Genomic DNA, 20,655 nt, shown 5'->3' on the forward strand with positions numbered 1-20,655 from the left:
GGGCGCGGAGCGGCGATAGCATCAAGAACGGCCTGGTTCCCTTCCGGGCCGAGCCGATCGCGGCCCCTTTGCTGACCTGACGCCCCGGAGTCGCCGCGCTCACCGGCTGAGGTCTGTCGTCCGATCGGAGGATCGGTTTGCCCAGCAAGCCGCTGAAACTCATCCCAGGGACCCTCTACCGCGGCCACGAGGGCATGTGGTCCTGGGTAGCGCACCGGATCACCGGCGTCGGGATCTTCTTCTTCCTCCTGGTGCACGTGCTGGACACCGCCCTGGTGCGGGTCTCACCGGAGGCCTACAACGAGGTCATCGGCACCTACAAGAACCCGATCGTCGGACTGATGGAGGTCGGGCTGGTCGGGGCGATCCTGTTCCACGCCTTCAACGGCATCCGGCTGATCCTGGTGGACTTCTGGGCCAAGGGCCCGCGCAACCAGCGCAAGCTGATGATCGGCGTCGGCGTCGTCTGGGTGGTCCTGTTCGTGCCGTTCGTGATCCGGCATCTGACCCACGTGTTCGGAGGCTGAGATGACGACTCCCGAGATCGCCCAGCCCCGGTCGTCCAGCCGGGCCCGCTCGCTCAAGGGCGGCGGCCGGAACCGGTCCGGCCAGACCAACTTCGAGCTGTACAGCTGGCTGTTCATGCGGCTGTCCGGGCTCGCCCTGGTGGTGCTGGTGCTCGGCCACCTGTTCGTGAACCTGATGCTCGGCGGCGGCATCACCGCGCTCGACTTCGGCTTCGTGGCCGGCAAGTGGGCCAACCCGCTCTGGCAGGTCTGGGACCTGCTGATGCTGTGGCTGGCGATGCTGCACGGCACCAACGGCCTGCGCACGATCATCAACGACTACGCCGAGAAGGACCAGACCAGGTTCTGGCTGAAGAGCCTGTTGATCACCGCCACGATCGTGATCGTCGTGCTCGGCACCCTGGTCATCTTCACCTTCGACCCCTGCCTCGACCCCAGCTCCACGCTGTCGGTCTGCAAGTAAGGACAGTTTTCAGATGCAGCGGCATCAGTACGACGTCGTGATCGTCGGCGCGGGTGGAGCGGGTATGCGCGCGGCCCTGGAGTCCAGCAAGCGGACCCGGACCGCGGTGCTCACCAAGCTCTACCCGACCCGGTCCCACACCGGCGCGGCCCAGGGCGGCATGTGCGCCGCGCTGGCCAACGTCGAGGAGGACAACTGGGAGTGGCACACCTTCGACACGGTCAAGGGTGGCGACTTCCTGGTCGACCAGGACGCGGCCGAGGTGATGTGCCGCGAGGCCGTCGACGCGGTGCTCGACCTGGAGAAGATGGGCCTGCCGTTCAACCGGACGGCCGAGGGCAAGATCGACCAGCGCTTCTTCGGCGGCCACACCCGCAACCACGGTGAGGCCGTCGTCCGGCGGTCCTGCTTCGCGGCGGACCGGACCGGACACATGATCCTGCAGACGCTCTACCAGCAGTGCATCAAGCAGAACGTCGAGTTCTTCAACGAGTTCTACGTGCTCGACCTGCTGATGGTCGGCGGTCGCGCGACCGGTGTGGTCGCCTACGAGCTGGCCACCGGCGAGCTGCACATCTTCTCGGCCAAGTCGATCGTGTTCGCCTCCGGCGGCTTCGGCAAGGTCTTCCGGACCACCTCGAACGCGCACACCCTGACCGGCGACGGGATGGGCATCGTCTGGCGCAAGGGCCTGCCGCTGGAGGACATGGAGTTCTTCCAGTTCCACCCGACCGGTCTGGCCGGGCTCGGCGTACTGCTGTCCGAGGCCGCTCGCGGCGAGGGCGGGATCCTGCGCAACAAGGACAACGAGCGCTTCATGGAGCGGTATGCGCCGACCGTGAAGGACCTCGCACCGCGCGACATGGTGGCCCGGGCGATGGCGAACGAAGTACGCGAAGGCCGTGGCTGCGGCCCGGACGGCGCGTACGTGATGCTCGACCTGACCCACCTGGAGCCGGCCCACATCGACGCGAAGCTCCCGGACATCACCGAGTTCGCCCGCACCTACCTGGGCGTGGAGCCGTACACCGAGCAGATCCCGGTGTTCCCGACCGCGCACTACGCGATGGGCGGCATCCCGACCAACATCAAGGGCGAGGCGCTGGCGAACAACGAGGACGTCATCCCCGGCCTGTACGCCGCGGGCGAGGTCGCCTGCGTCTCCGTGCACGGCGCGAACCGGCTGGGCACGAACTCGCTGCTCGACATCAACGTGTTCGGCCGCCGCGCCGGGATCGCGGCCGCGGAGTACGCCGAGACCGCCCCCTTCGAGGAGTTGCCCGAGCAGCCGGAGACCTTCGTGGTCGACCTGATCGAGGGGATGCGGAACGCGACCGGCGACGAGCGGGTGGCGGCGATCCGCTCCGACCTGCAGGCCACGATGGACCTGAACGCGCAGGTCTACCGGACCGAGGGCTCGCTCAAGCAGGCGCTGACCGACATCGAGGCGCTGAAGCTGCGCTTCGCGAACGTGGCCGTGCAGGACAAGGGCAAGCGGTTCAACACCGACCTGCTCGAGGCGGTCGAGCTGGGCTTCCTGATCGACCTGGCCGAGGTGCTGGTCGTCTCGGCGCTGGCGCGCAAGGAGTCCCGCGGCGGGCACTTCCGCGAGGACTACGACAAGCGCGACGACGTGAACTTCATGCGGCACACGATGGCCTACCGGTCGATCGATGCTGAGGGCAACGTGAATATCCGGCTGGACTACAAGCCGGTCGTCCAGACTCGCTACAAGCCGATGGAGCGGAAGTACTGATGGACGTCAAGGTCAAGATCCTTCGGTACAACCCCGAGGTCGTCGACGAGGCCGAGTGGAAGACCTACTCGGTCACCCTGCAGCCGACCGACCGGGTCCTGGACGCGCTGCACAAGATCAAGTGGGAGCAGGACGGCACGCTGACGTTCCGCCGATCCTGTGCGCACGGCGTCTGCGGCTCGGACGCGATGCGGATCAACGGGCGGAACCGGCTGGCCTGCAAGACGCTGATCAAGGACCTGAACCCGGAGAAGGAGATCACCGTCGAGCCGATCAAGGGCCTGGCGGTGCTCAAGGACCTGGTCGTCGACATGGAGCCGTTCTTCGACGCGTACCGCTCGGTGATGCCGTTCCTGGTCACCAGCGGGCACGAGCCGACCCGGGAGCGGATCCAGTCGCAGGCCGACCGGGACCGCTTCGACGACACCACCAAGTGCATCCTGTGCGCCGCCTGCACGACCTCCTGCCCGGTCTTCTGGTCCGACGGCCAGTACTTCGGCCCGCAGGCGATCGTCGGCGCGCACCGGTTCATCTTCGACAGCCGCGACGAGGGCACCGAGCAGCGGCTGGAGATCCTGAACGACAAGGAGGGCGTCTGGCGCTGCCGGACCACCTTCAACTGCACCGAGGCCTGCCCGCGCGGCATCGAGGTCACCAAGGCCATCCAGGAGGTCAAGCGGGCCTTGATCTTCCGGCGCGTCTGATCCAACCCGCTTTGCGTCCGAAGAACCGAGGGCTCTGACCCTCAGTTCTTCGGACGTTACGGTTTGTGCCGCGGTCAGGGGTGCATGCGGGCGCCCTTGAGGGTCTTGTCGACGGCGTTCTTCGGGCCGTACAGGGCGATGCCGACCAGGTCGAGCTCGTCGCGGGCGACGGCTCGCACGGCGGCGCGGTTGTCGCGGTCGTTGCCGGTGGCAAACAGATCGTGGGTGAACACGGAGTGCTCGAGCTCCCGGCTCAAGGCCCGCTGGTGGGCGACCGCCATGAACTCCTTCGACCCCTCGAACACCAGCACCGGCTGCCGGAACATCGGCAGGTACCGCGTCCCGTCGGCATCCTCGTACGGCTCACCCACCACCTCCGGCCGCGTCCCCGCGATCCCACTCACCAGGAACGCCGTCACATTCAACCGCTGCCACCCCGCCAGGTCGTCCCGCAGCAGCACCGCGATCTTCGTTTCGAACCTGACCGGCCCGTCATTCTCGCTGTCCACAACCCCAAATCTGCCCCCGAACCAAGCCCCGGGTCTTGTACGTTCTAAACCACCCGCCAGGCCCCATACTGTCGCCCATGGACTGGACGAAACTGCCGAAGCCCCGCCTCCTCGCCGCGGCCTACGTACTGGCTTTCCTGAGCTGGCTCGTCGGGGTCGTGGTGATCATCTACAGCCAGGCCACCGGAGCCGAAGGCACCCAGATGACCATCGGCATCGTCCTGTTCGCCATCGGCCAGGCGATCATCACCGCCCTCGCCTTCGCCCTCCGCGCGCCGACCACCAACCCCCGCGACGCTTTTCCCCGCGCCTGGAATCGCCTGAACCTCGGCCTCGAACTCCCCACCGCCCTCCACCTGATCCGCACCCGCTGAACAGGGCCGACGTGGCCAGATGCTTGCCAGCATCGGCTTGAGGCGTTGACGCAAGCTCAGCAGTACGGCGGGTTGGTGGTGACCGCGGTGGCTACGCGCAGGTAGAGGTTGAAGATGCGGTAGAGGGTCGGCATCGGGCCGGTGAGCTCTACGGTGCGGTCGTCGCGTTTGGTGACGCCCGGGATGGCGATCAGGTGGGCCGGGACCGAGGCGGACTGCCAGCGGACGGCGAGGTGGTGGTCCTCGGCAGGGTCGGCGGCAGCGAGTGGCGCGACGGCGGCCAGGGCGTCTTCGGTGGTGGATTCGATGGCGGCGCGGGCCTCGAAGCCGGGGACCAACTGGGCGGCGAAGCGGTCCTTCGCGTGCTTGACCGGCACCGTGGCGATGAAGGGATCCCAGGCCACCGCCTCGTCGCAGGCGGCGTCGTCGCCGGTGAGGAGTGCGACCGGGACACCCAGCGCGGTGGCGGTGGCCTGGAAGAGGCCGATCTCGCCGGTCAGGCGGTCGTCCAGCCAGATGTCCTCGATCTCGTGGCCCATGAAGCTGTGGCTGAGCACCCCGAGCACGCCGGCACGCGCGTGGAAACCGACGCACAGGGCGGCGTCGTACTCGCGGGTTAGGCCCTCGATCATGCCCATCGGCTTCGGCCGGCCCTTGATCAGCAGGGCGCGATGGTCGAGCGCGTCGGGCAGGATGTTCCGCATCGGGCCGTGCGCGTCGTTCACCAGCACGGACTCCGCACCGGCCGCGTAGGCGCCGCGGATCGCCGCGTTCACGTCCTCGGTCATCATCAGCCGGCCGCGCTCGTAGTCGCGGCCCCCTGGCTGGACGTCCTCCGCGTCGACCAATCCGGTGATGCCCTCCATGTCCGCGCTGATGTAGACCTTCAACACTCCACCTTCCGTCCAGGACCCGGACCCTCATTCTGTCGGAGACCGGGTACCGTCCATCAGGTGGACGGCACCGCGCAGCTCAGCGCCTGGCGGCCCGCACTGAGCGGGGTCGTCGAGGTCCTGCACGCGTACTTCCCGTCCCACGCCTACCCGACGCACACCCACGACGCGTGGACCGTGCTGATCGTGGACGAGGGCGTGGTGCAGTACGACCTGGATCACCGCGAGCACGGCCTGTCCCAGGCGCAGGTGTCCCTGCTACCGCCGAACGTGCCGCACGACGGCCGCTCGGTCCGTCCCGAGGGATTCCGCAAGCGCGTCCTCTACCTCGAGCCCGACCGGCTGGGCGACGGCCTGATCGGCGCCGCGGTGGATCAGCCCGAGTTCGTGGATCCGGTCCTCCGCCACCGCATCCACCAGTTGCACGGCGTACTGGTCGACGGGCGGGAGGAGTTCGAGGCGCAGAGCCGCCTGACGCTGATCGAGGAGCGCCTCAGCCAGCACCTGCGCCGCCAGGTCACCGATCCACCTGTACGCCGGGACGCGGGCGTGGCGGCCAGGTTGCGCGAGGTGCTCGACGGGCATCTGCCGACCGGGATCACCCTCGACGAGGCGTCGAAGCTCGTCCACGCGCACCCGGCGCATCTGGTCCGCGCGTTCAGCCGGGAGTACGGGATGCCGCCGCACCGCTACCTGACCGGCCGGCGGGTGGACCTGGCCAGGCGGTACCTGCTGGCGGGGCGGCCACCGGCGGAAGTCGCAGGGCTGGCCGGTTTCTACGACCAGTCGCACCTGAACCGGCACTTCCGCAAGATGCTCGGGGTCAGCCCGAGCCGCTTCGTCAGGCCTTGACCTCAACGGATCGATCACCTTGGCCGGACCGATCGGCCTGGGCCGCCTTGTAGGCGCGGACTCCCCAGGTACCGAGCAGGGCGGCGATCAGCAGGTTCACGACGATCAGCACCGTGTGCGCGACGTAGTACCCGGTGGGGCGTCCTGACGTACCGGCCAGGTTCTTGATGAAGGTCACGTAGGTGACGACGTTCCAGACGGCGATCCCGATCAGGACCAGGGCGTGCTTTCGCTCGAGCTTCACCACGCCATTGTCCCCCGGACGGCGTAGCGCGGCGGCTTCGGCCCCATGCCTGGTCAGTGTCAAGACCCGCCGCGGTCGACGGTGCGCAGGAGCTGGGTGCGGTTGGCCACGCCGAAGCGCCGGTACAGCCGGGTGAGCTGCGACTCGACCGCCTTGACGCTCAGGTACAGGGCAGCGGCGATCTCGCGGTTGGTCGAGCCGTCGCGGACCATCGCGACGATCTGCAGCTCGTTGTCGGTCAGCTCGGACGGCTGCCGGCTCCGGCTCGGTACGTCGAGTCGCGCGAGCTCGGTCTCGGCCACCTCGCGCCAGGCGGGTGCTCCGAACGCCTCGAACTGCTCGATCGCGTCCAGGAACGCGGTCCGCGCCACCGACCGGCGACGGGCCTGCCGCGCCACCCGGCCCCGGGTCAGCTCGCACCGCGCGATGTCGAGCGGGTAGACCCGGTCGCCCGCGCTGTTGATGGTCTTCTCCAGGAGCTCCAGCGCTGCGGCCGGATCTCCCTGCTTCGCGATCAGCAGCGCTTCGGAGCGAGCCAGGCCGACCCGGATCACACCGCGGTCGAGGGTCTCCGCGCGCTCACGGATCTCCGCGATCAGCGCCGCGGCGTCGTCCAGCCGCCCGGCGGCGACCAGCGCCTCCGCGTAGTCGGCGTGCCAGGGGATCACGGCCGGGTCGTACGGCATCGCGGCCTCGACCGACTCGGCGATCGCGTCGAACGCCTCGACGGCCCGCTGCGGGTCACCAGTCAGCACCCCGACCAGACCGACCGCGGCCAGCGCCGGGCCGGTCCACTCGTCGTTGCCGATCAGCTTGACGCCTTCCAGCGCCGCCTCGGCGAGCTCGCGCGCCATCGACGCCGTGCCGCCGGCCCACTCCGCTCGGCTGGCGATCACCATGCCGACCTCGGGCTCGTCGCCCAGGTCCTGCATCAGCTGGTAGCACTCGTGGCCCGCGGCCAGGGCCTCCGCTCCGTGGCCGCTGCGCTCGTAGATCGCGGTCGCCGAGATCAGCACGGACGCCAGCCAGCGGATCGCGCCGCCGGCCCGGACCTCCTCGACCAGCGAGCTGATCGAGGCGATCGCCTCGTCGGTCCGGCCCCGGAACAACTCGCGCATCGCCGCCATCTGCCGGGCGTTGACCACCGTCTTGGTGAGCGGCAACCCACCCGCGAGCTCGGCCGCCTGCTCCAGCAGGGCGTCCGAGGTCTGCTCGCCGCCCCGGGCGATCTGGACCGAGCTGGCCGCGCTCAACGCGTCCACGATGGCCTCGGTGTCACCGGACTTGCGGGCGAGCCCCTCGGCCACCCGGGCGTCCTCCTGAGCCGCGTCGAGGCTGCGGTCGAAGTACGCGCTGTGGCTGCGCATGATCCGGACGCGCGCCTCGAGCCGGTCGTCGCCGGCGGCCGCATCGAAGGCTTCGGCGAGCAACTCGATCCGGTGCTCCCGCTCGGGCCACGCGGCGTCCACCAGGAGCAGCAACGCGGACACCTTGGTGTCCGGACGAGTAGCAGCCTGTACTGCGAGGCGCGCCATCTCGGCGGACTCGACGAGATGCCCGGCCGCAGCGGCTGCGTCTGCGGCGCTGGTCAGCCTGCGGGCCCGGTCGTCCCGGTCTTCGGTCGGCGTGCGCTCAGCCGCGAGCCGCCACAGGGTCGCGGCTGCACCGAGCGCGCCACGGCCGCCCGCGACCACCGCTGCCTCCTCGATGGCAGTGGCGAGGTCTGCGTCCGCCTCCTGGGTCGCCAGAGCCCTGTGCGTCGCGTTCTCCACCGGCTCGTCGACCACCGCGGCCAGCTGGGCGTGAGCCTGCCGCCGAGCCGCGGACGTCGCCTCGGCGTACACGAACTCCCGGAGCAGCGGGTGGGAGAACCGCAGCCGCTCGGAGGAGACGTCGATCAGCCCGAGCCCTTCGGCCTCCGCCAGCTCGGCGTCGACGGAGCGGTCGAGCGATTGCGCGAGCTGGGTGGTGGTCGGCCGCGGCGAGGTCGCAGCATGCAGGAGCAACTCGTACGCGGCTGGGCTGAGGTCTGCCATCCGGTCGCCGAGCAGCGTCTTCAGCCGACTCGAGACCGGCAGCGGGTCGTTCGGCGAGACTCCCTGCGGGTGGCGCAGCACGGCCCGGCCCAGCTCCAGCGCCATGAACGGGTTCCCGGCGCTGGCGGTGAAGATCCGCCGCGCAGTACGCACCTGGAGCGGGCTGGACAACCTGTTGCGCAGCAGAGCCAGTACGTCGGGCTCGGCCAGCGGCGGGACTTCCAGCTGCAGCACCGGCTCGGGGCACGCCTCGGCCATCACCGGCAGGTCCCCGTCCGCCACCTGTTCCGTGGCGAGCATGTGGACGCCCTCGGTCAACCGGCGCGCGCAGAAGGTCAGGACTTCCAGACTGGACGGGTCGACCCACTGGATGTCGTCCACCACGAGCAGCACCGGCCCAGACGCCGCCAGGCGCCGCAGTACGTGGAGCACGGCGAGGCGGACGGCCAGCTCGTCCCGCACGGTGTCCGGGGCGCTGGCCTTGAGCAGAGCGACCTCGAGCGGCTGACGGAGGTGGTCGGGCAGCACCTGCCAGGCGAGCTCGAGCTGGTTGGACAGGAGATCGAGGAGCGTGACATACGGCAGGCCGGCCTCGCTCTGCGACGGCGCGGCGCTCAGGACCCGGCATCCGGCCCTGGTGCGCTCGGCGACCAGCGCCCGGCCGGCGGCGGACTTCCCGATCCCGGTCGGGCCGTAAAGCAGCACGCTGCCACTGGTCTCGAGCTGCTTCTTGGCACGCTCGACCAGTCCGGCGCGCCCGACCAGCTCGTCGTCAGTCATCGATCACCTGCTCCCCGAAGGTTTACCCTCGCTGATATCACAGCCGAACGCCACCGGACACGGCGAGTGTCACATATGGACAGCTGTCCGCCACCCTTCCGTTACCCATCTGTTCACCCCGGTCATCGTGCGCCGAATTCCGGCGTGTCGCCCGCAGGCACGCTGATTCCCCGTCCGCGCCACCCATCTGCTCAGGTGAGAAAGGCTCGGAGGAGGGCGGCGGTGCCGGCCAGATGCTGGCCCATCGCCCGGCGCGCCGCGGCCGGGTCGCCGGCCAGGATCGCCTCGACCACCGCCCGGTGCTGCTTGTCGGAGTGCACGATGTTGCGCTCGAGCAGCGGGATCGCGTCGAGCAGCGCGTTCAGGCGCATCCGGACGTCGGCGACGGCGAAGGCGAGCGACGGCGAACCGCTCACCTCAGCGACGGCGAGGTGCAGCCGGGAGTCCATCCGGCGGTAGTCGGCGAGCTTGGCGGCGTCCGTGTCGGCCAGGCAGCGGCACAGGTGCTCACGGTCGTCGGCGCTCAGCTTGCGGGATGCCGCGGCCTCGGCGGCCCCCTCCTCGAGCGCCGAGCGGAGCACCAGCGCGTCCTCGAGGCCGCCGCCCAGTTCACGGGCCAGTCGCTTGGGGCCGACCCGCCGCGGCTTGGGCAGCCGCTCGTTGACGAAGGTCCCGCCGTACCGCCCGCGGCGGGACTCGACGTACCCGGCCTCGGTGAGCGCGCGGATCGCCTCCCGGAGGGTGACCCGGGAGACGTTCAGGCGGGCGGCCAGGTCGCGCTCGGACGGCAGCCGGTCGCCCGGCCCGACAACCCCGAGCTTGATTGCCTGGAGCAAGCGTTCGACGGTCTCCTCGAAGGGGTTGCCGGTCCGGACCGGGCGGAACAACGCCTCGCCCGCCCGGATGCCGCCGTCCTGCTCGCTCACCTACTCACCTTCTCCCCCGTGGTCGTCTCTCAGGTTAGGTCCCTCCGCGCGCCAGAGGGGGCCGGACCGGCATCAGAGTGGCGACACGTAGGCGGGGTTGATCACGTTGCGCGTCACCGGGTTGTTCTCCTTCTCGCGGCAGCCACCAGGGCGGTGAAGAGCCTGAGGTCGTCGGGGTTCTCCTCGGGATGCCACTGCACACCGAGGGCGAAGTCGTGGCCCGCCACTTCCGCGGCTTCGATCGTTCCATCGCCTGCTCGGGCCGTCACCCGCAGGTCCGGGGCGACGACGTCGACGGCCTGGTGGTGGTAGCAGTGCACGGTGGTTCGCTCGCCGAAGAGCTTGCTGGTCAGGGAATCCGGCTCGATCTTCACCTCCGTCCGGCCGAACACCGCGGGCGACGGCCGGTGCTCGTCGTGCGCCACCGCGTCCGGCAGGTGCTGCTGCAGGGTCCCGCCGAGTGTGACGTTGAGCATCTGGAGTCCGCGGCAGATCGCCAGCAGCGGCAGGCCATGGTCGAGCGCCGCCCGGATCAGGATCGCCTCGTGCTCGTCCCGCCCGGGCCGGGTGTCGACGGTCTCCGGGTGCGGCGCGGCGTCGTACGAGCCGGGGTCGACGTCGCAGCCACCGGCGATCACCAGGCCGTCGAGGATCTCCAGCACCGAAGGGTCGGTACCGACCGGCGGCAGCAGCAAGGGCACGCCGCCGGCCGCGACCACGGAGTCGAGGTAGACGCGTGGAAGCAGCGAGGCGTCCCGCTCCCAGACTCCCCAGATCGTCGGCTCGAGGTACGTGGTGATGCCGATCCGCGGCCGTCGGTCAGAGGCGTTCGAAACCATGGCTGCGCTCCCGGAGTTCTATTGGTCTGCGGTCAGTCCATTGACGCAAGCGCCTGCCCTGATGTCAATGTGAGGCCGCGAGTGGGCGGAACCATCCAAGAGGCCGAGTCGGAACTCGGATGAAACCCCTGGCCGCACTGTCAAAAGCTGCAACTGTGGAAAAAGAACGGCCCAGACCCTCGACTTCCGGCAAGATGGTCCGGCATTCGTCGAGAGCTGGGGGGATCCAGGCATGGGCAGCGACAAGCTGCGAACGACCGAGGTGGACGGTGTCCCGGTCTTCTGGGTGCCGGGGCAGGGAACGCTTCGGGCCAGTCTGTGGTTCCGGGCGGGCATGGTGGACGAGTCGCTGCCGACGCGCGGCTGGCTGCACCTGCTCGAACACCTGGCACTGCACGGGCGGGACTCGATCCGGGCCCCTGTCAACGGTCACGTCAGCCTGCTCCACTCGAGCTTCGACGTCGAGGGCGAGCCCGACGAAGTGGTGGCATTCCTGCGCGAGGTCTGCCGCTGGCTCACCACACCGGACCTCTCGGAGCTCGAGCACGAGCGCCGGGTACTTCGCGCCGAGAGCGCGACGCGAGGTGGTGGCGCGGTTGGGTCCCACCTGCTCTGGCGGTACGGCGCCCGGGGACCCGGACTGGCGGGGTACGACGAACTAGGGCTGTACACGGCCGATGCCGACCGGCTGCGAGCGCTCGCCGCGTGGTCCTACGCCCAAGGCAACGCCGTGCTCGCACTCTCGGGGCCGCCACCGGCCGGGCTCGAGCTGCCGTTGCGTCCCGGCTCGCACGACCTCCCCCTTCCGGCCCGGCCGTGTGACCAGCCGATCCCTGCGGGCTTCGCCGGCCGCCCGAACGCGGTGGCGCTGTCGGGGACGGTGTCCCGGTCGTACGCCGCGGCCGCCCTGCTGCGAGCGCTGGAGCGAGCCCTGCAGCGCGGTCTGCGGCACGACTCGGGTGTCGGTTACAGCGCCTGGTCCTCGTACGAGCTGGTCGACGCCGACCACGCGATGCTGACCACCGGCATGGACGTCATCCCCGAGGCTCTGCCGACCGTGGTGGCTGAGACCACCGCTGTGGTGCGCCGGCTGCGCGACAGAGGGCCGGAACCGGCGGAGCTGCGCGACGATCTCGACCGGCAGATTCGGCGCTTCACGACCGAGCCGGCCGCGAACTGGCTGCCGTTCATGGCCGCACGCGACGTGCTGCTCGGCCGCCGGGCCACGACGGGCACCGAAGAGCTGGCCGCCGAAACGGATGCAGTCACCGTCGCAGCTGTCCAGCAGGCCGCGCGGAGCCTCTGGAACGACCTGCTGGTGTCCGTCGATCCCGTCGGCTCCGGTGATCCCCAGCTGACCTGGCTGAACGCCCCGCCGGCATCGAAGCAGGTGGCGAGCGGACGCCGGTTCCGGCCCGTCGGCAGCCCGGTGACGACGGGCGCGCTGGTCATCGGCCGGACAGCGGCTCACCTGCAGACCACGGGCGGCGAGGCGGCGGCGGCGTACGACGAGGTGGCAGCCATGATCGCCTATCCGGACGGAGGCCGGCAGCTGATCCGCCGGGATGGCTACCAGGTGACCATCGAGCCGACGCTGTGGCGGCAGGGTCACGACGCTGTGGCGCTGGTCGACTCGGCAGTGCCTCGCTCACTCCACGTGCCACTCCCCGAGCGGACGCCCGATCTGATCCCGCACATCTCGGTGACGCTCAAGCAGCGGCTGAGGTTCTGGCTGAACGACCCCGTGGCGCTGCTGGCCATCGCGGGCGTCTGTGCCGTCGCTCTGGCCCTGACGGAAGGGATGGGTCTCACCGAACTGCTGGGCAGGACCCTCGTCGGCGGCGCCATCCTTGGCGCCATCGCCTATACCCGCCACCGCAGGAGCAGCCAATGACCGCCCGGACCGTCGCATGCACAGCTCGCCTCGACCCCGGAGGTACGCCCCGATGAGGCTGCGACGCCGCCCGACCGAGCCGATGCCGGAGATCGACCCCTTCATGGGCGATCCGACAGCCCGCATGCTGTGCGAAGCGCTGACGGAGCGGGACTGGCCGATGGCCCGGGACATCCTGGTCCGTGCCGAGCACCCGGACGACAGGGCGTTCTTCCTCGAGGTCTGCGGATCCGCTCCCGGAGTACAGAACTGGATCGGGCACCTGGCGGCCGACGATCCACTGGCTCAACTGGTCCGCGGTTGTCACGCCGTGGCCTGGGCGTGGCGGGCCCGCGGCGGCTACGGGGCGCAGTACACGCGCGACGAGCAGTTCAGGCTCTTCTTCGAACGGCTCCGGATCGCTGAGACCTGCCTTGACGACGTGATCGCGCGTACCCCGGACGAGGTCACGGCTTGGGCCTTCCTGGTGCGGACGGCCCGTGGACTGCAGCTTCCGCTGGAGGACGGCGAGTTCCGCTTCCGCCAGGCGATCGAGCGGCACCCCACCAACCTGAAAGCCCACGGCGAGTGGATGCAGACACTGTGCAAGAAGTGGTCCGGCAGCCACGAGTGGATGCACCACTTCGCCCGGGACGCGGTGGCGCGCGGGTCCGACGGCAGCATGCTGCACGCCCTGGTCGTGCTGGCCCACCTGGAACAGATGATCGATCTCGAAGGAGCGGCGGCCGAGCACTACATGGCTCGCGCGGACGTCCGGGCAGATCTGCGGACCGCCGCCGGTCTGTCCATCTGGCATCCGGCCGCGGAGTTCCGGCCGGGCTGGCCGGAGTACCTCAACACCTTCGCGCTCGCATTCAGCCAGAGCGGCGACCTCCCGGCTGCGGCTGCCGTGTTCGAGCGGCTCGGGGACAACGTCACGAAGCACCCCTGGGGGTATCTGGGCGGCGACGAGCGGACGTCGTTCACTACCGCCCGTGCCAACGCCTTCGCCTCCGCTGCTGTCCGGTAGCCATTCGACCGCCGGCCGGGGCCGGCTTCGGCGCACTGCCCGGCTTGGACCCGATCCACAACTACATGGACTACTCCTACGACTCCTGCTACAACCAGTTCACCCCCGGCCAGAGCACCCGCATCAGCAACGCCTGGACCGCATACCGCGCGTGACTTCTAGACCGGCAGGCGTCTAGAGTGCCGCCGATGCGTGTCCTCCTGACGGCCTGCGCTACTGCGGGTGCCTGCATGGCACTCGTGGCGGCTGGTCCGCTTGCGGCGACCGCCGCCGGCTCGGGCCCCCAGGGCCCGGTCGGCGGCGCACAGCTGACCACGGGGCCGACGGTTGTCGCTGACGGAGCGACGCCGCCGGCGGTGCAGGCGTCGGCGTACGTGGTGGCTGATATATCAACCGGCTCGATCCTGGCCGCCAAGGCTCCGCACGCCAAGCTCCGGCCCGCCAGCACGCTCAAGACGCTCACCGCTCTGGTCCTGCTGCCGAGGCTCAACAAGGCCGACAGGGTCATCGGCACCGACCAGGACGCCGGCATCGAGGGCAGCAAGGTCGGGGTCTACCCGGGCCTGCGCTACAGCGTGGACCTGCTCTTCCAGGGCATGTTCCTGGCGTCTGGGAACGATGCCGTGCACGCGCTCGCCGCGCACGACGAGGGCGGCGTACCGGCGACCATCCAGCGGATGAACAAGAAGGCCGCGGAGATCGGCGCGCTCGACACCCACGTGACCGACCCGACCGGGCTGGACGCGGACGGCCAGTACTCCAGCGCGTACGACCTGGCCCTGTTCGCCAAGGCGGGACTCGGCCGGCCCGACTTCGCGAAGTACGCCGCGACGAAGTACACCAACTTCCCGCTCGCCAAGCAGGGCACGTACCAGGTCGCCAACCAGAACAAGCTGCTGTTCAACTACGACGGCGCGCTCGGGGTGAAGACCGGGTACACGACGCTGGCCCGCAACACCTTCATCGGCGCCGCCCGTCGCGACGGCCACACGCTGGTGGTCACCCTGATGAACGCTCCGCACGGCATCACCGAGGACGCCACCCAACTGCTCAACTGGGCGTTCAGGTCGTACGACGCCCTGACGCCGGTCGGGACGTTGGTGAAGCCGGTGGTCGCCGCGCCAAAGACAGCCGAAGGGAGCGGGCCGAACGTCTCCAAGAAGGCACCCGTGGCTCCGCCGAGGCGCAGTCGCGCCGTACTCGCGTCAGGCGTCGCAGTACAGGCCATTGCTCTCCGGGTCCCGGATTGGGCCTACGCGGCGCCGCCGGTGCTCCTGCTCAGCCTGTTCCTGCGTCGCCCGCGAGCACTCAAGCTCCGAGCCAAGGCAGCCCGAGCAGCCGCCCGAGGCCGCCGCCACTGATCCCCTGCTCCTGATGCGGCTACTTGCGCAACGAGCGGGTGGCACGGCCCAGTTGGACGAGCAGAGCGGTGGCTGTGGCGCCTAGGAGCGCTCCGGCGGCTACCGCGACGGTGTCAGCCTTGCGAGCCGGGATCGGAACCACCTTGTACTTCTTGCCGGGCGGGCCAGGGAGCAGTCCGTCGGGGTTGATCGGCTCGGAACCAGCGGAACGGGCCGCGTACGGAGTGGCGGCCTCGGTTCGGAAGTGCATGGCGGCGAAGGCGGCTTCTTCGGCCTCGCCGGTGTGCCAGCGGTGGTCGAGGGTGGCCTCCTTGGCCCAGGCGGCGATCAGCATGATCACCCGGGTCATCAGGTAGATCCACACCAGCAGCGCCAGCGGCAGGGCCAGCGCCCCGTACGCCGCGTTGGTGCCGATCACGTGCTCGACGTAGCTGCTGCCCAGCTTCTGTGCCAGGAAGAAGACGACGCCGCCGGCCAGTGCCGCGATCACGGCGACCTTGCGCGGCAGGAGGATCCGCGGCAACGCGGTCTGCAGGTACAGGAACAGCACCGCGCCGGCCCCGATCCCGGCCAGGTCGCTGAACACCTCCAGCCCCCAGCTGGCGAACCAGGTGTCTTCGAGGCCCAGCCAGCCGACGACCCGCTCGGAGAGGCCGGTGAGGATCGAGGATGCGCCGGTGGCGATCACGCCGATCAGCCCCAGGCCGATCAGCGCCCCGAGGTTCTCCCCCTTCACCCTGATCATGTTGCGAGGCTGGTCGTCCAGCTCGTGCATCGACCGGATCGAGGCGCGCAACGCGTCGATCCAGCCGAGGCCGGTGAGCAGCAGGGCGACACCCGAGATCAACCCGATGGTGCCGGCGTTCCTGATCAGCGCGTCCAGGTCGACCTTGTCGCCGATGCCGGGCAGGTTCTTCTCCAGCGCGACCTTGAGCCTCTCGACGGCTTTCTCGTCCAGCAGCTTGCCGACGATCGCCGCGGCCAGCGTGATCAGTGGGAACATCGACAGGAACGCGAAGTAGCTCGTTGCCCCGGCCAACCGGTTGCCGCGGAGGATGCCGTACCGGCTCCACGCGCGCCACAGCTGTGTCCGGCTGAGGCGAGCCCAGATGGCCTTGGCCCGACCGATGATCCCCATGCGACTCCTGTACCCCGGGTGAAGAGAACTAGCCTGCCAGCGGGAACGACCGCTGCGGGCGCCACACGCCGTCCGCGCCGTGCTCGTACCGGCTGAACGCGTCCACGTCGAAGGCACAGTCGTACTCCGACAGGGCGTCGTACGCTCGGTCCAGAGCCTCCTTGTCCAGGTCGTGTGCCACGGTCACGTGCGGGTGGTACGGGAAGCGCAGAGCGACCTCCAGCGGCCCGGAACGCACCTGCGACTGCAGCACCTCGCAGGACGAGATCCCCTCGGCCAGCGGGACGAACACCACCGGCGAGATCGGCCGGAAGGTCGCCGTACCGCGCAGCCGGATCCGGAAGCTCGGGAACCGCGCGGCCACCGCGAGCAGGTGGTCGTCGATCGCCGCCAGGTCCTCGTCGGGCACCTCGGTCGGCGGCATCAGCGTCACGTGGGTGGGGATCGACGAGGCCATCGGGTCGCCGAACTCGGCCCGGTACTTCTGCAACTCGGTGCCGTAGGGTTCCGCGATCGGGATCGCCACACCGATCGTCGCCATCCGGGGGCCTACCGGCCCAACGCCGGGCCCGGCACGAAGCCGAGGCGGTCGTAGACCCGCTGCAGCGTCGGCTCGGTCACGGCGCGAGCGCGTTCGGCCCCCGAGGCCAGGATCGCGTCGAGCTGGGCAGGGTCGTCCAGGTAGGCGAGCGTCTGCTCCCGGAACGGGGTGACGAACTCGACCACCTGCTCGGCCAGGTCCTTCTTGAAGTCGCCGTAGCCACGGCCGGCGTACTCGTCCTCGAGCTCGCTGATCTTGCGGCCGCTGAGCGCGGAGTAGATGGTCAGCAGGTTCGCCACGCCGGCCTTGTTCTCCGGGTCGAAGATCACGTCCCGGCCGGAGTCCGTCACCGCCGAGCGGATCTTCTTCGCGCTGACCTTCGGGTCGTCCAGCAGGTCGATGATGCCGGCCGGCGAGGACGACGACTTGCTCATCTTCGAGGTCGGGTCCTGCAGGTCGGCGATCTTCGCCGTCTCCTTGACGATGTACGGCTCGGGCAGCCGGAAGGTCTTGCCGAACCGGTGGTTGAACCGCTGCGCCAGGTCGCGGGTCAGCTCCAGGTGCTGGCGCTGGTCCTCGCCGACCGGGACGCGGTCCGCCTGGTAGATCAGGATGTCCGCGGCCTGCAGGATCGGGTACGTGAACAGGCCGACGGTGGCCCGGTCGGCGCCGCCCTTGGCCGACTTGTCCTTGAACTGGGTCATCCGGCTGGCCTCGCCGAACCCGGTGATGCAGCCGAGCACCCAGCTGAGCTGGGCGTGCTCGGGCACGTGGGACTGGACGAACAGCGTCGACCGCGCCGGGTCGATCCCGGCCGCCAGCAACTGGGCGACGGACCGGCGGGTGCGGTCGCGCAGCACCTTCGGGTCGTACTCGACGGTGATCGCGTGCAGGTCCACGACGCAGTAGAACGCGTCGTGGTCCTCCTGCAGCGCCACCCACTGCCGCAACGCCCCGAGGTAGTTGCCGAAATGGAAGGAGTCCGCCGTCGGCTGGATCCCGGACAGCACCCGAGGGCGACGCTGGGAACCGGCTGCGGAGGGGTCAGGCGCAGCAACAGACATGCCCCCGATTCTGCCAGCCGACCCCAGTCCACCCCGCACCCGGGCGGGGCTCACCAGGACCAGCCGCGCGAGGCCAGCTCCTGTTCCTCCAGCCAGCGCTTCTCCTCGCCGCGCTTCAGGTCGGCCTCGCCGGGGATGCCGGCGAGCCGGCAGGCCTCGTCGAGGAGGTCGTCGTAGGCGCCCTCGAGGGCCCTCAACCGGTGTGCTCGCGCATAGATCCCCGGCGCCGACTCGATCCGCCGGATCTCGCCGGCGAGATGGCCGAGCCTGGTCTGCAGCCACAAGGTGTCGAACGGATCGGCCTGCGGAACAGGGTGCCGGCGGAACCGCCCGGCGAAGCGCTCAACCGACGACTGAAGGCGCCGGCGCAGACGCGACGGCGGTTGCGCCAACGTCAGGCTCAGCAGCGCACACAAGAACAAGAACACGACCAGCGAAATCAACCACTCCATCACCCTCACTCCTGCTTCGAGAGTACGGCGACCCGCCAGCGAGGGCGAGGGTTTATCGCCCGGCCGGCCGCGGCCATCCACGCGCTGTGAACTACTCCGGACATAGGGTCGACATCATGAGCTCACGATCGGCGATCATCCTCCCCGGCGGCCAGTTCGGGCCGTTCGCCCCACTGCTGATGTTCGCCGCCGACGCGGCCGAACGACGCGGCGCGCAGCTGCTGCCGGTTTGGTGGGACGAACCCGACCGCCCGCTCACGCTGACGCCGGACGAGCGGGGACCGTGGGTGCTCGACCAGGTCAAGTGGGCCGTCCCCGAGCCGCCGGAGAACGCCCTGCTGATCGGGAAGTCTCTCGGTACGCACGGCGCGACGATGGCTGCCGAGCTCGGCCTGCCTGCCGTCTGGTTGACGCCGGTCCTGACCAGCGAATTTGTGGTCGACGCTCTCCGGCGAGCGACCACGCCCTTCCTGCTGGTGGGCGGCACCGCCGACTCACTGTGGGATTCCGGGCTCGCGCGGGAGCTCACGCAGTACGTGATGGAGGTGGAAGGAGCCGACCACGGGATGTATGTACCGGGCCGGCTCGCGGCCTCGACCGCCGTACTGGGTGACGTGGCGACGGCGGTCGAGGACTTCTTGGACGAGGTTGTCTGGCCTCCCAGCGCCCGCTGATCAGTTTCGGTGGTCCAGATCAGTCGCGGTGGAACTTGGTGACGGCTTTGTCCTGCTTCACCTTGTCGGCGGCCGCCTGGATCCGCGCGGTCCACTCCCCGGCGCTGAGCCCACCCGCCAGGAACTGCCCCGTCACATCCCCCGCGGCCTTGCCGAGCTCGCGATACCAGTCGGCGAAGTACCACGTGATGGTCTGATCCCCAGCCGCCGTCAGGAGGTCCCGCGCCGAGCGCAGCGCAGTACTGATCTCCAGGCCGTCGGCCGCACCCCGTACCACGGTCAGCTGGTTGCTCTCGGCGGTCACCTGGGCCGCGACGTCCTTGGACAGCATGGCGCGCAGGTACTCGAACCCGCCCGCGCGGTTCTTGGCCTTCTCCGGGACCAGCAGCGGCGCGGTGGGAGCGACGTGGAGTCCGCGCGGCAACGCCGACGAGGTGTCGATCGGCGGGATCCCGAACATGGTCAGCCCGAAGTTCTGCGGGATGACCGCCTTCATCTCGTTCTCCAGCCAGTTGCCGCAGGGCAGCAGGCCGGCCTTCGAGGTCATCAGCTTCGTCTGGGAACCGATGTGATCCAGCTGCGAACTGCCCTGCGCGATCAGGCCGCGCTTGGTCAGCTCCCCGAACGCGGCGATCGCCCGGGTGACGCTCTCGTCGCCCCAGGCGCGGTCCTCGAGGTTGTCGATCCGTTTCACTACGTCGTGGCCGCCGGTCTTGGCAGCAAGAGTCAGCACGGCCTCGAACACGTAGTACGGATGGACGCCGGCATAGGTGAACGGGCCGACCCGGGCCGCCTTCATCTCGGTGCCGAGGGCAAGTAGTTCGGGCCAGGTGCGCGGCACGTCCCAGCTGTGCTTCTCGAACAGCTTGGCGGAATACCAGAAGCCGTAGACGGCGGCGATGTAGTTCAGCGCGCGCAGCGTCCCGTCGTACCGCCCGGCGTCGAGCATCCCCGGCAGCAGCGCCTCCTTCACCGGGCGCCCGGTGTTCTCCCACGATCCCGCATCCAGGAGCGGCTGCAGATCGGCCAGGTGGTTGTCGGCAACCAGGCGGTTGGTCGCCAACGCCTTGTCCCCGGTGTTCAGCACGACATCCGGCGGACTCCCCGCGGCGAACCGCGACTGCAGGAGATCCCTCAGCTGCTTGGTCGGCGTCGCCGCCACATTCGCATGCGGATACTTCTTCCGGTACTGCGGCGCCGCGTACCCGCCGTACTCCTCAGAAACCACCACCTCGAGCGCCGAATCCCCGGAAACCCCGAACGGATTCTCCGGCGACGTCGTCGGCCCGGTCGCCTGCTCCTCGCCAGAACACCCAGTCAGCAAGACCCCCGCAACAGCCCCCTGCAACACCGTCCGCCGTCTGAGCACCCCCGCAGACTAGTACTCCCCCAGCCCACACCACCCCCACGCAGCCGCCGCCGAGTCGTGGATCTGCGTTGTGGGCAACCGCTTTCCCGGCCCGAAATCCACGACTCGGCGAATCAGGCAAGCGGGGTCGCCCCGGGATGAGCGAAGCGGCGTATCCCAAGCGCGTTTCGGGGCGAGGGGTGGGGCCGGACGCAGGAGTGGGCGTGGGGCTGGAATCACCAGCACCACGCCACTCGGAGTACAGGGTTAC

General features: G+C 69.6%; 21 protein-coding genes. 10 read left to right on the plus strand and 11 right to left on the minus strand.

Features of this window, described 5'->3' with window-relative positions; genetic code table 11:
* Positions 1 to 137: 137 nt before the first annotated feature.
* Genes sdhC through EV644_RS04055 form a run of 4 tightly spaced genes read left to right on the plus strand, consistent with a single transcriptional unit; the run spans position 138 to position 3,450 of the window.
* Positions 138 to 527 carry a succinate dehydrogenase, cytochrome b556 subunit gene (gene sdhC, locus EV644_RS04040; RefSeq protein ID WP_132186894.1) on the plus strand — a complete coding sequence of 130 codons (390 nt, stop codon included), beginning with the start codon at positions 138 to 140 and terminating at the stop codon, positions 525 to 527.
* 1 nt (position 528) lies between these two features.
* Positions 529 to 990 (plus strand): succinate dehydrogenase hydrophobic membrane anchor subunit, encoded by a 462-nt coding sequence (locus tag EV644_RS04045; RefSeq protein WP_132186893.1) that lies wholly within the window; start codon positions 529 to 531, stop codon positions 988 to 990.
* 13 nt (positions 991 to 1,003) lie between these two features.
* Complete coding sequence (sdhA, locus tag EV644_RS04050; RefSeq protein WP_132186892.1) at positions 1,004 to 2,746, plus strand: succinate dehydrogenase flavoprotein subunit; 1,743 nt, start codon at positions 1,004 to 1,006, stop codon at positions 2,744 to 2,746.
* Positions 2,746 to 3,450 (plus strand): succinate dehydrogenase iron-sulfur subunit, encoded by a 705-nt coding sequence (locus tag EV644_RS04055; protein ID WP_132186891.1) that lies wholly within the window; start codon positions 2,746 to 2,748, stop codon positions 3,448 to 3,450. Before sdhA ends, EV644_RS04055 begins: the two co-directional genes overlap by 1 nt.
* A gap of 74 nt (positions 3,451 to 3,524) precedes the next feature.
* Here the strand turns inward: EV644_RS04055 and EV644_RS04060 are convergent, their stop codons facing one another.
* Positions 3,525 to 3,959: a DUF2000 domain-containing protein gene (locus EV644_RS04060; protein ID WP_132186890.1), complete on the minus strand. Its 435-nt coding sequence runs from the start codon at positions 3,957 to 3,959 to the stop codon at positions 3,525 to 3,527.
* Positions 3,960 to 4,036: 77 nt separating this feature from the next.
* Here EV644_RS04060 and EV644_RS04065 point away from each other — a divergent pair, with 77 nt between their 5' ends.
* Positions 4,037 to 4,333, plus strand: a complete 297-nt coding sequence (locus EV644_RS04065) for a hypothetical protein (protein ID WP_132186889.1) — start codon at positions 4,037 to 4,039, stop codon at positions 4,331 to 4,333.
* A 56-nt stretch (positions 4,334 to 4,389) separates the two neighbouring features.
* Here EV644_RS04065 and EV644_RS04070 read toward each other — a convergent pair whose 3' ends face one another.
* Complete coding sequence (locus EV644_RS04070) at positions 4,390 to 5,223, minus strand: M55 family metallopeptidase (protein WP_132186888.1); 834 nt, start codon at positions 5,221 to 5,223, stop codon at positions 4,390 to 4,392.
* Between the two features lie 63 nt (positions 5,224 to 5,286).
* On the opposite strand from EV644_RS04070, the gene EV644_RS04075 reads away from it, so the two are divergent.
* Positions 5,287 to 6,078: an AraC family transcriptional regulator gene (locus EV644_RS04075; RefSeq protein ID WP_199239623.1), complete on the plus strand. Its 792-nt coding sequence runs from the start codon at positions 5,287 to 5,289 to the stop codon at positions 6,076 to 6,078.
* On the opposite strand, the gene EV644_RS04080 is transcribed toward EV644_RS04075, so the two are convergent.
* From EV644_RS04080 to EV644_RS04095, 4 genes are all read right to left on the minus strand, one after another.
* Positions 6,068 to 6,322, minus strand: coding sequence for an SCO4848 family membrane protein (locus EV644_RS04080; RefSeq protein ID WP_132186887.1), 255 nt, complete (start codon positions 6,320 to 6,322; stop codon positions 6,068 to 6,070). The two genes, EV644_RS04075 and EV644_RS04080, sit on opposite strands and share 11 nt — an antisense overlap.
* 59 nt (positions 6,323 to 6,381) lie before the next feature.
* Complete coding sequence (locus EV644_RS04085) at positions 6,382 to 9,138, minus strand: AAA family ATPase (protein WP_132186886.1); 2,757 nt, start codon at positions 9,136 to 9,138, stop codon at positions 6,382 to 6,384.
* Positions 9,139 to 9,329: 191 nt separating this feature from the next.
* Positions 9,330 to 10,064 (minus strand): FadR/GntR family transcriptional regulator, encoded by a 735-nt coding sequence (locus tag EV644_RS04090; RefSeq protein ID WP_241997756.1) that lies wholly within the window; start codon positions 10,062 to 10,064, stop codon positions 9,330 to 9,332.
* 113 nt (positions 10,065 to 10,177) lie between these two features.
* Positions 10,178 to 10,903 carry a gamma-glutamyl-gamma-aminobutyrate hydrolase family protein gene (locus EV644_RS04095; protein WP_132186885.1) on the minus strand — a complete coding sequence of 242 codons (726 nt, stop codon included), beginning with the start codon at positions 10,901 to 10,903 and terminating at the stop codon, positions 10,178 to 10,180.
* A 232-nt stretch (positions 10,904 to 11,135) separates the two neighbouring features.
* Between EV644_RS04095 and EV644_RS04100 the strand changes: the two genes are divergently transcribed.
* The 3 genes from EV644_RS04100 (at position 11,136) to EV644_RS04115 (ending at position 15,167) form a co-directional block, all read left to right on the plus strand.
* Positions 11,136 to 12,797, plus strand: a complete 1,662-nt coding sequence (locus tag EV644_RS04100; RefSeq protein ID WP_132186884.1) for a peptidase M16 family protein — start codon at positions 11,136 to 11,138, stop codon at positions 12,795 to 12,797.
* Positions 12,798 to 12,849: 52 nt separating this feature from the next.
* Complete coding sequence (locus EV644_RS04105; RefSeq protein ID WP_132186883.1) at positions 12,850 to 13,806, plus strand: DUF4034 domain-containing protein; 957 nt, start codon at positions 12,850 to 12,852, stop codon at positions 13,804 to 13,806.
* A gap of 188 nt (positions 13,807 to 13,994) precedes the next feature.
* Positions 13,995 to 15,167, plus strand: coding sequence for a D-alanyl-D-alanine carboxypeptidase family protein (locus EV644_RS04115; RefSeq protein WP_132186882.1), 1,173 nt, complete (start codon positions 13,995 to 13,997; stop codon positions 15,165 to 15,167).
* 19 nt (positions 15,168 to 15,186) lie between these two features.
* On the opposite strand, the gene EV644_RS04120 is transcribed toward EV644_RS04115, so the two are convergent.
* The 4 genes from EV644_RS04120 to EV644_RS45145 are packed head-to-tail and all read right to left on the minus strand — an operon-like array spanning position 15,187 to position 18,362.
* Entirely contained in the window at positions 15,187 to 16,305 is a 1,119-nt protein-coding gene (locus EV644_RS04120) for a YihY/virulence factor BrkB family protein (RefSeq protein WP_132186881.1), read from the minus strand.
* Between the two features lie 28 nt (positions 16,306 to 16,333).
* Positions 16,334 to 16,846: a 2'-5' RNA ligase family protein gene (locus tag EV644_RS04125; RefSeq protein WP_132186880.1), complete on the minus strand. Its 513-nt coding sequence runs from the start codon at positions 16,844 to 16,846 to the stop codon at positions 16,334 to 16,336.
* 8 nt (positions 16,847 to 16,854) lie between these two features.
* Entirely contained in the window at positions 16,855 to 17,910 is a 1,056-nt protein-coding gene (gene trpS / locus EV644_RS04130; RefSeq protein ID WP_132186879.1) for a tryptophan--tRNA ligase, read from the minus strand.
* A gap of 50 nt (positions 17,911 to 17,960) precedes the next feature.
* Positions 17,961 to 18,362, minus strand: coding sequence for a hypothetical protein (locus EV644_RS45145; RefSeq protein WP_199239624.1), 402 nt, complete (start codon positions 18,360 to 18,362; stop codon positions 17,961 to 17,963).
* A 116-nt stretch (positions 18,363 to 18,478) separates the two neighbouring features.
* Here EV644_RS45145 and EV644_RS04140 point away from each other — a divergent pair, with 116 nt between their 5' ends.
* Positions 18,479 to 19,036, plus strand: coding sequence for an alpha/beta hydrolase (locus tag EV644_RS04140; protein WP_241997754.1), 558 nt, complete (start codon positions 18,479 to 18,481; stop codon positions 19,034 to 19,036).
* 19 nt (positions 19,037 to 19,055) lie between these two features.
* On the opposite strand, the gene ngcE is transcribed toward EV644_RS04140, so the two are convergent.
* The gene (gene ngcE, locus EV644_RS04145) at positions 19,056 to 20,405 is read right to left on the minus strand and encodes an N-acetylglucosamine/diacetylchitobiose ABC transporter substrate-binding protein (protein ID WP_132186878.1); all 1,350 of its coding nucleotides are present in this window, start codon (positions 20,403 to 20,405) and stop codon (positions 19,056 to 19,058) included.
* Between the last annotated feature and the right edge of the window lie 250 nt (positions 20,406 to 20,655).

The sequence above is a fragment of the Kribbella orskensis genome (assembly GCF_004342085.1).
Taxonomy (GTDB): Bacteria; Actinomycetota; Actinomycetes; order Propionibacteriales; family Kribbellaceae; genus Kribbella; species Kribbella orskensis.

What these genes read in the sequence shown, in the direction of transcription:
- sdhA (WP_132186892.1), top strand. Translation starts at nt 1,004, where the DNA reads ATGCAGCGGCATCAGTACGACGTCGTGATCGTCGGCGCGGGTGGAGCG.
- EV644_RS04105 (WP_132186883.1), top strand. Translation starts at nt 12,850, where the DNA reads ATGAGGCTGCGACGCCGCCCGACCGAGCCGATGCCGGAGATCGACCCC.
- EV644_RS04055 (WP_132186891.1), top strand. Translation starts at nt 2,746, where the DNA reads ATGGACGTCAAGGTCAAGATCCTTCGGTACAACCCCGAGGTCGTCGAC.
- EV644_RS04125 (WP_132186880.1), bottom strand. Translation starts at nt 16,846, where the DNA reads ATGGCGACGATCGGTGTGGCGATCCCGATCGCGGAACCCTACGGCACC.
- EV644_RS04095 (WP_132186885.1), bottom strand. Translation starts at nt 10,903, where the DNA reads ATGGTTTCGAACGCCTCTGACCGACGGCCGCGGATCGGCATCACCACG.
- EV644_RS04115 (WP_132186882.1), top strand. Translation starts at nt 13,995, where the DNA reads ATGCGTGTCCTCCTGACGGCCTGCGCTACTGCGGGTGCCTGCATGGCA.
- EV644_RS04085 (WP_132186886.1), bottom strand. Translation starts at nt 9,138, where the DNA reads ATGACTGACGACGAGCTGGTCGGGCGCGCCGGACTGGTCGAGCGTGCC.
- trpS (WP_132186879.1), bottom strand. Translation starts at nt 17,910, where the DNA reads ATGTCTGTTGCTGCGCCTGACCCCTCCGCAGCCGGTTCCCAGCGTCGC.
- EV644_RS04065 (WP_132186889.1), top strand. Translation starts at nt 4,037, where the DNA reads ATGGACTGGACGAAACTGCCGAAGCCCCGCCTCCTCGCCGCGGCCTAC.
- EV644_RS04140 (WP_241997754.1), top strand. Translation starts at nt 18,479, where the DNA reads ATGAGCTCACGATCGGCGATCATCCTCCCCGGCGGCCAGTTCGGGCCG.
- EV644_RS04045 (WP_132186893.1), top strand. Translation starts at nt 529, where the DNA reads ATGACGACTCCCGAGATCGCCCAGCCCCGGTCGTCCAGCCGGGCCCGC.
- EV644_RS45145 (WP_199239624.1), bottom strand. Translation starts at nt 18,362, where the DNA reads ATGGAGTGGTTGATTTCGCTGGTCGTGTTCTTGTTCTTGTGTGCGCTG.
- EV644_RS04120 (WP_132186881.1), bottom strand. Translation starts at nt 16,305, where the DNA reads ATGGGGATCATCGGTCGGGCCAAGGCCATCTGGGCTCGCCTCAGCCGG.
- EV644_RS04100 (WP_132186884.1), top strand. Translation starts at nt 11,136, where the DNA reads ATGGGCAGCGACAAGCTGCGAACGACCGAGGTGGACGGTGTCCCGGTC.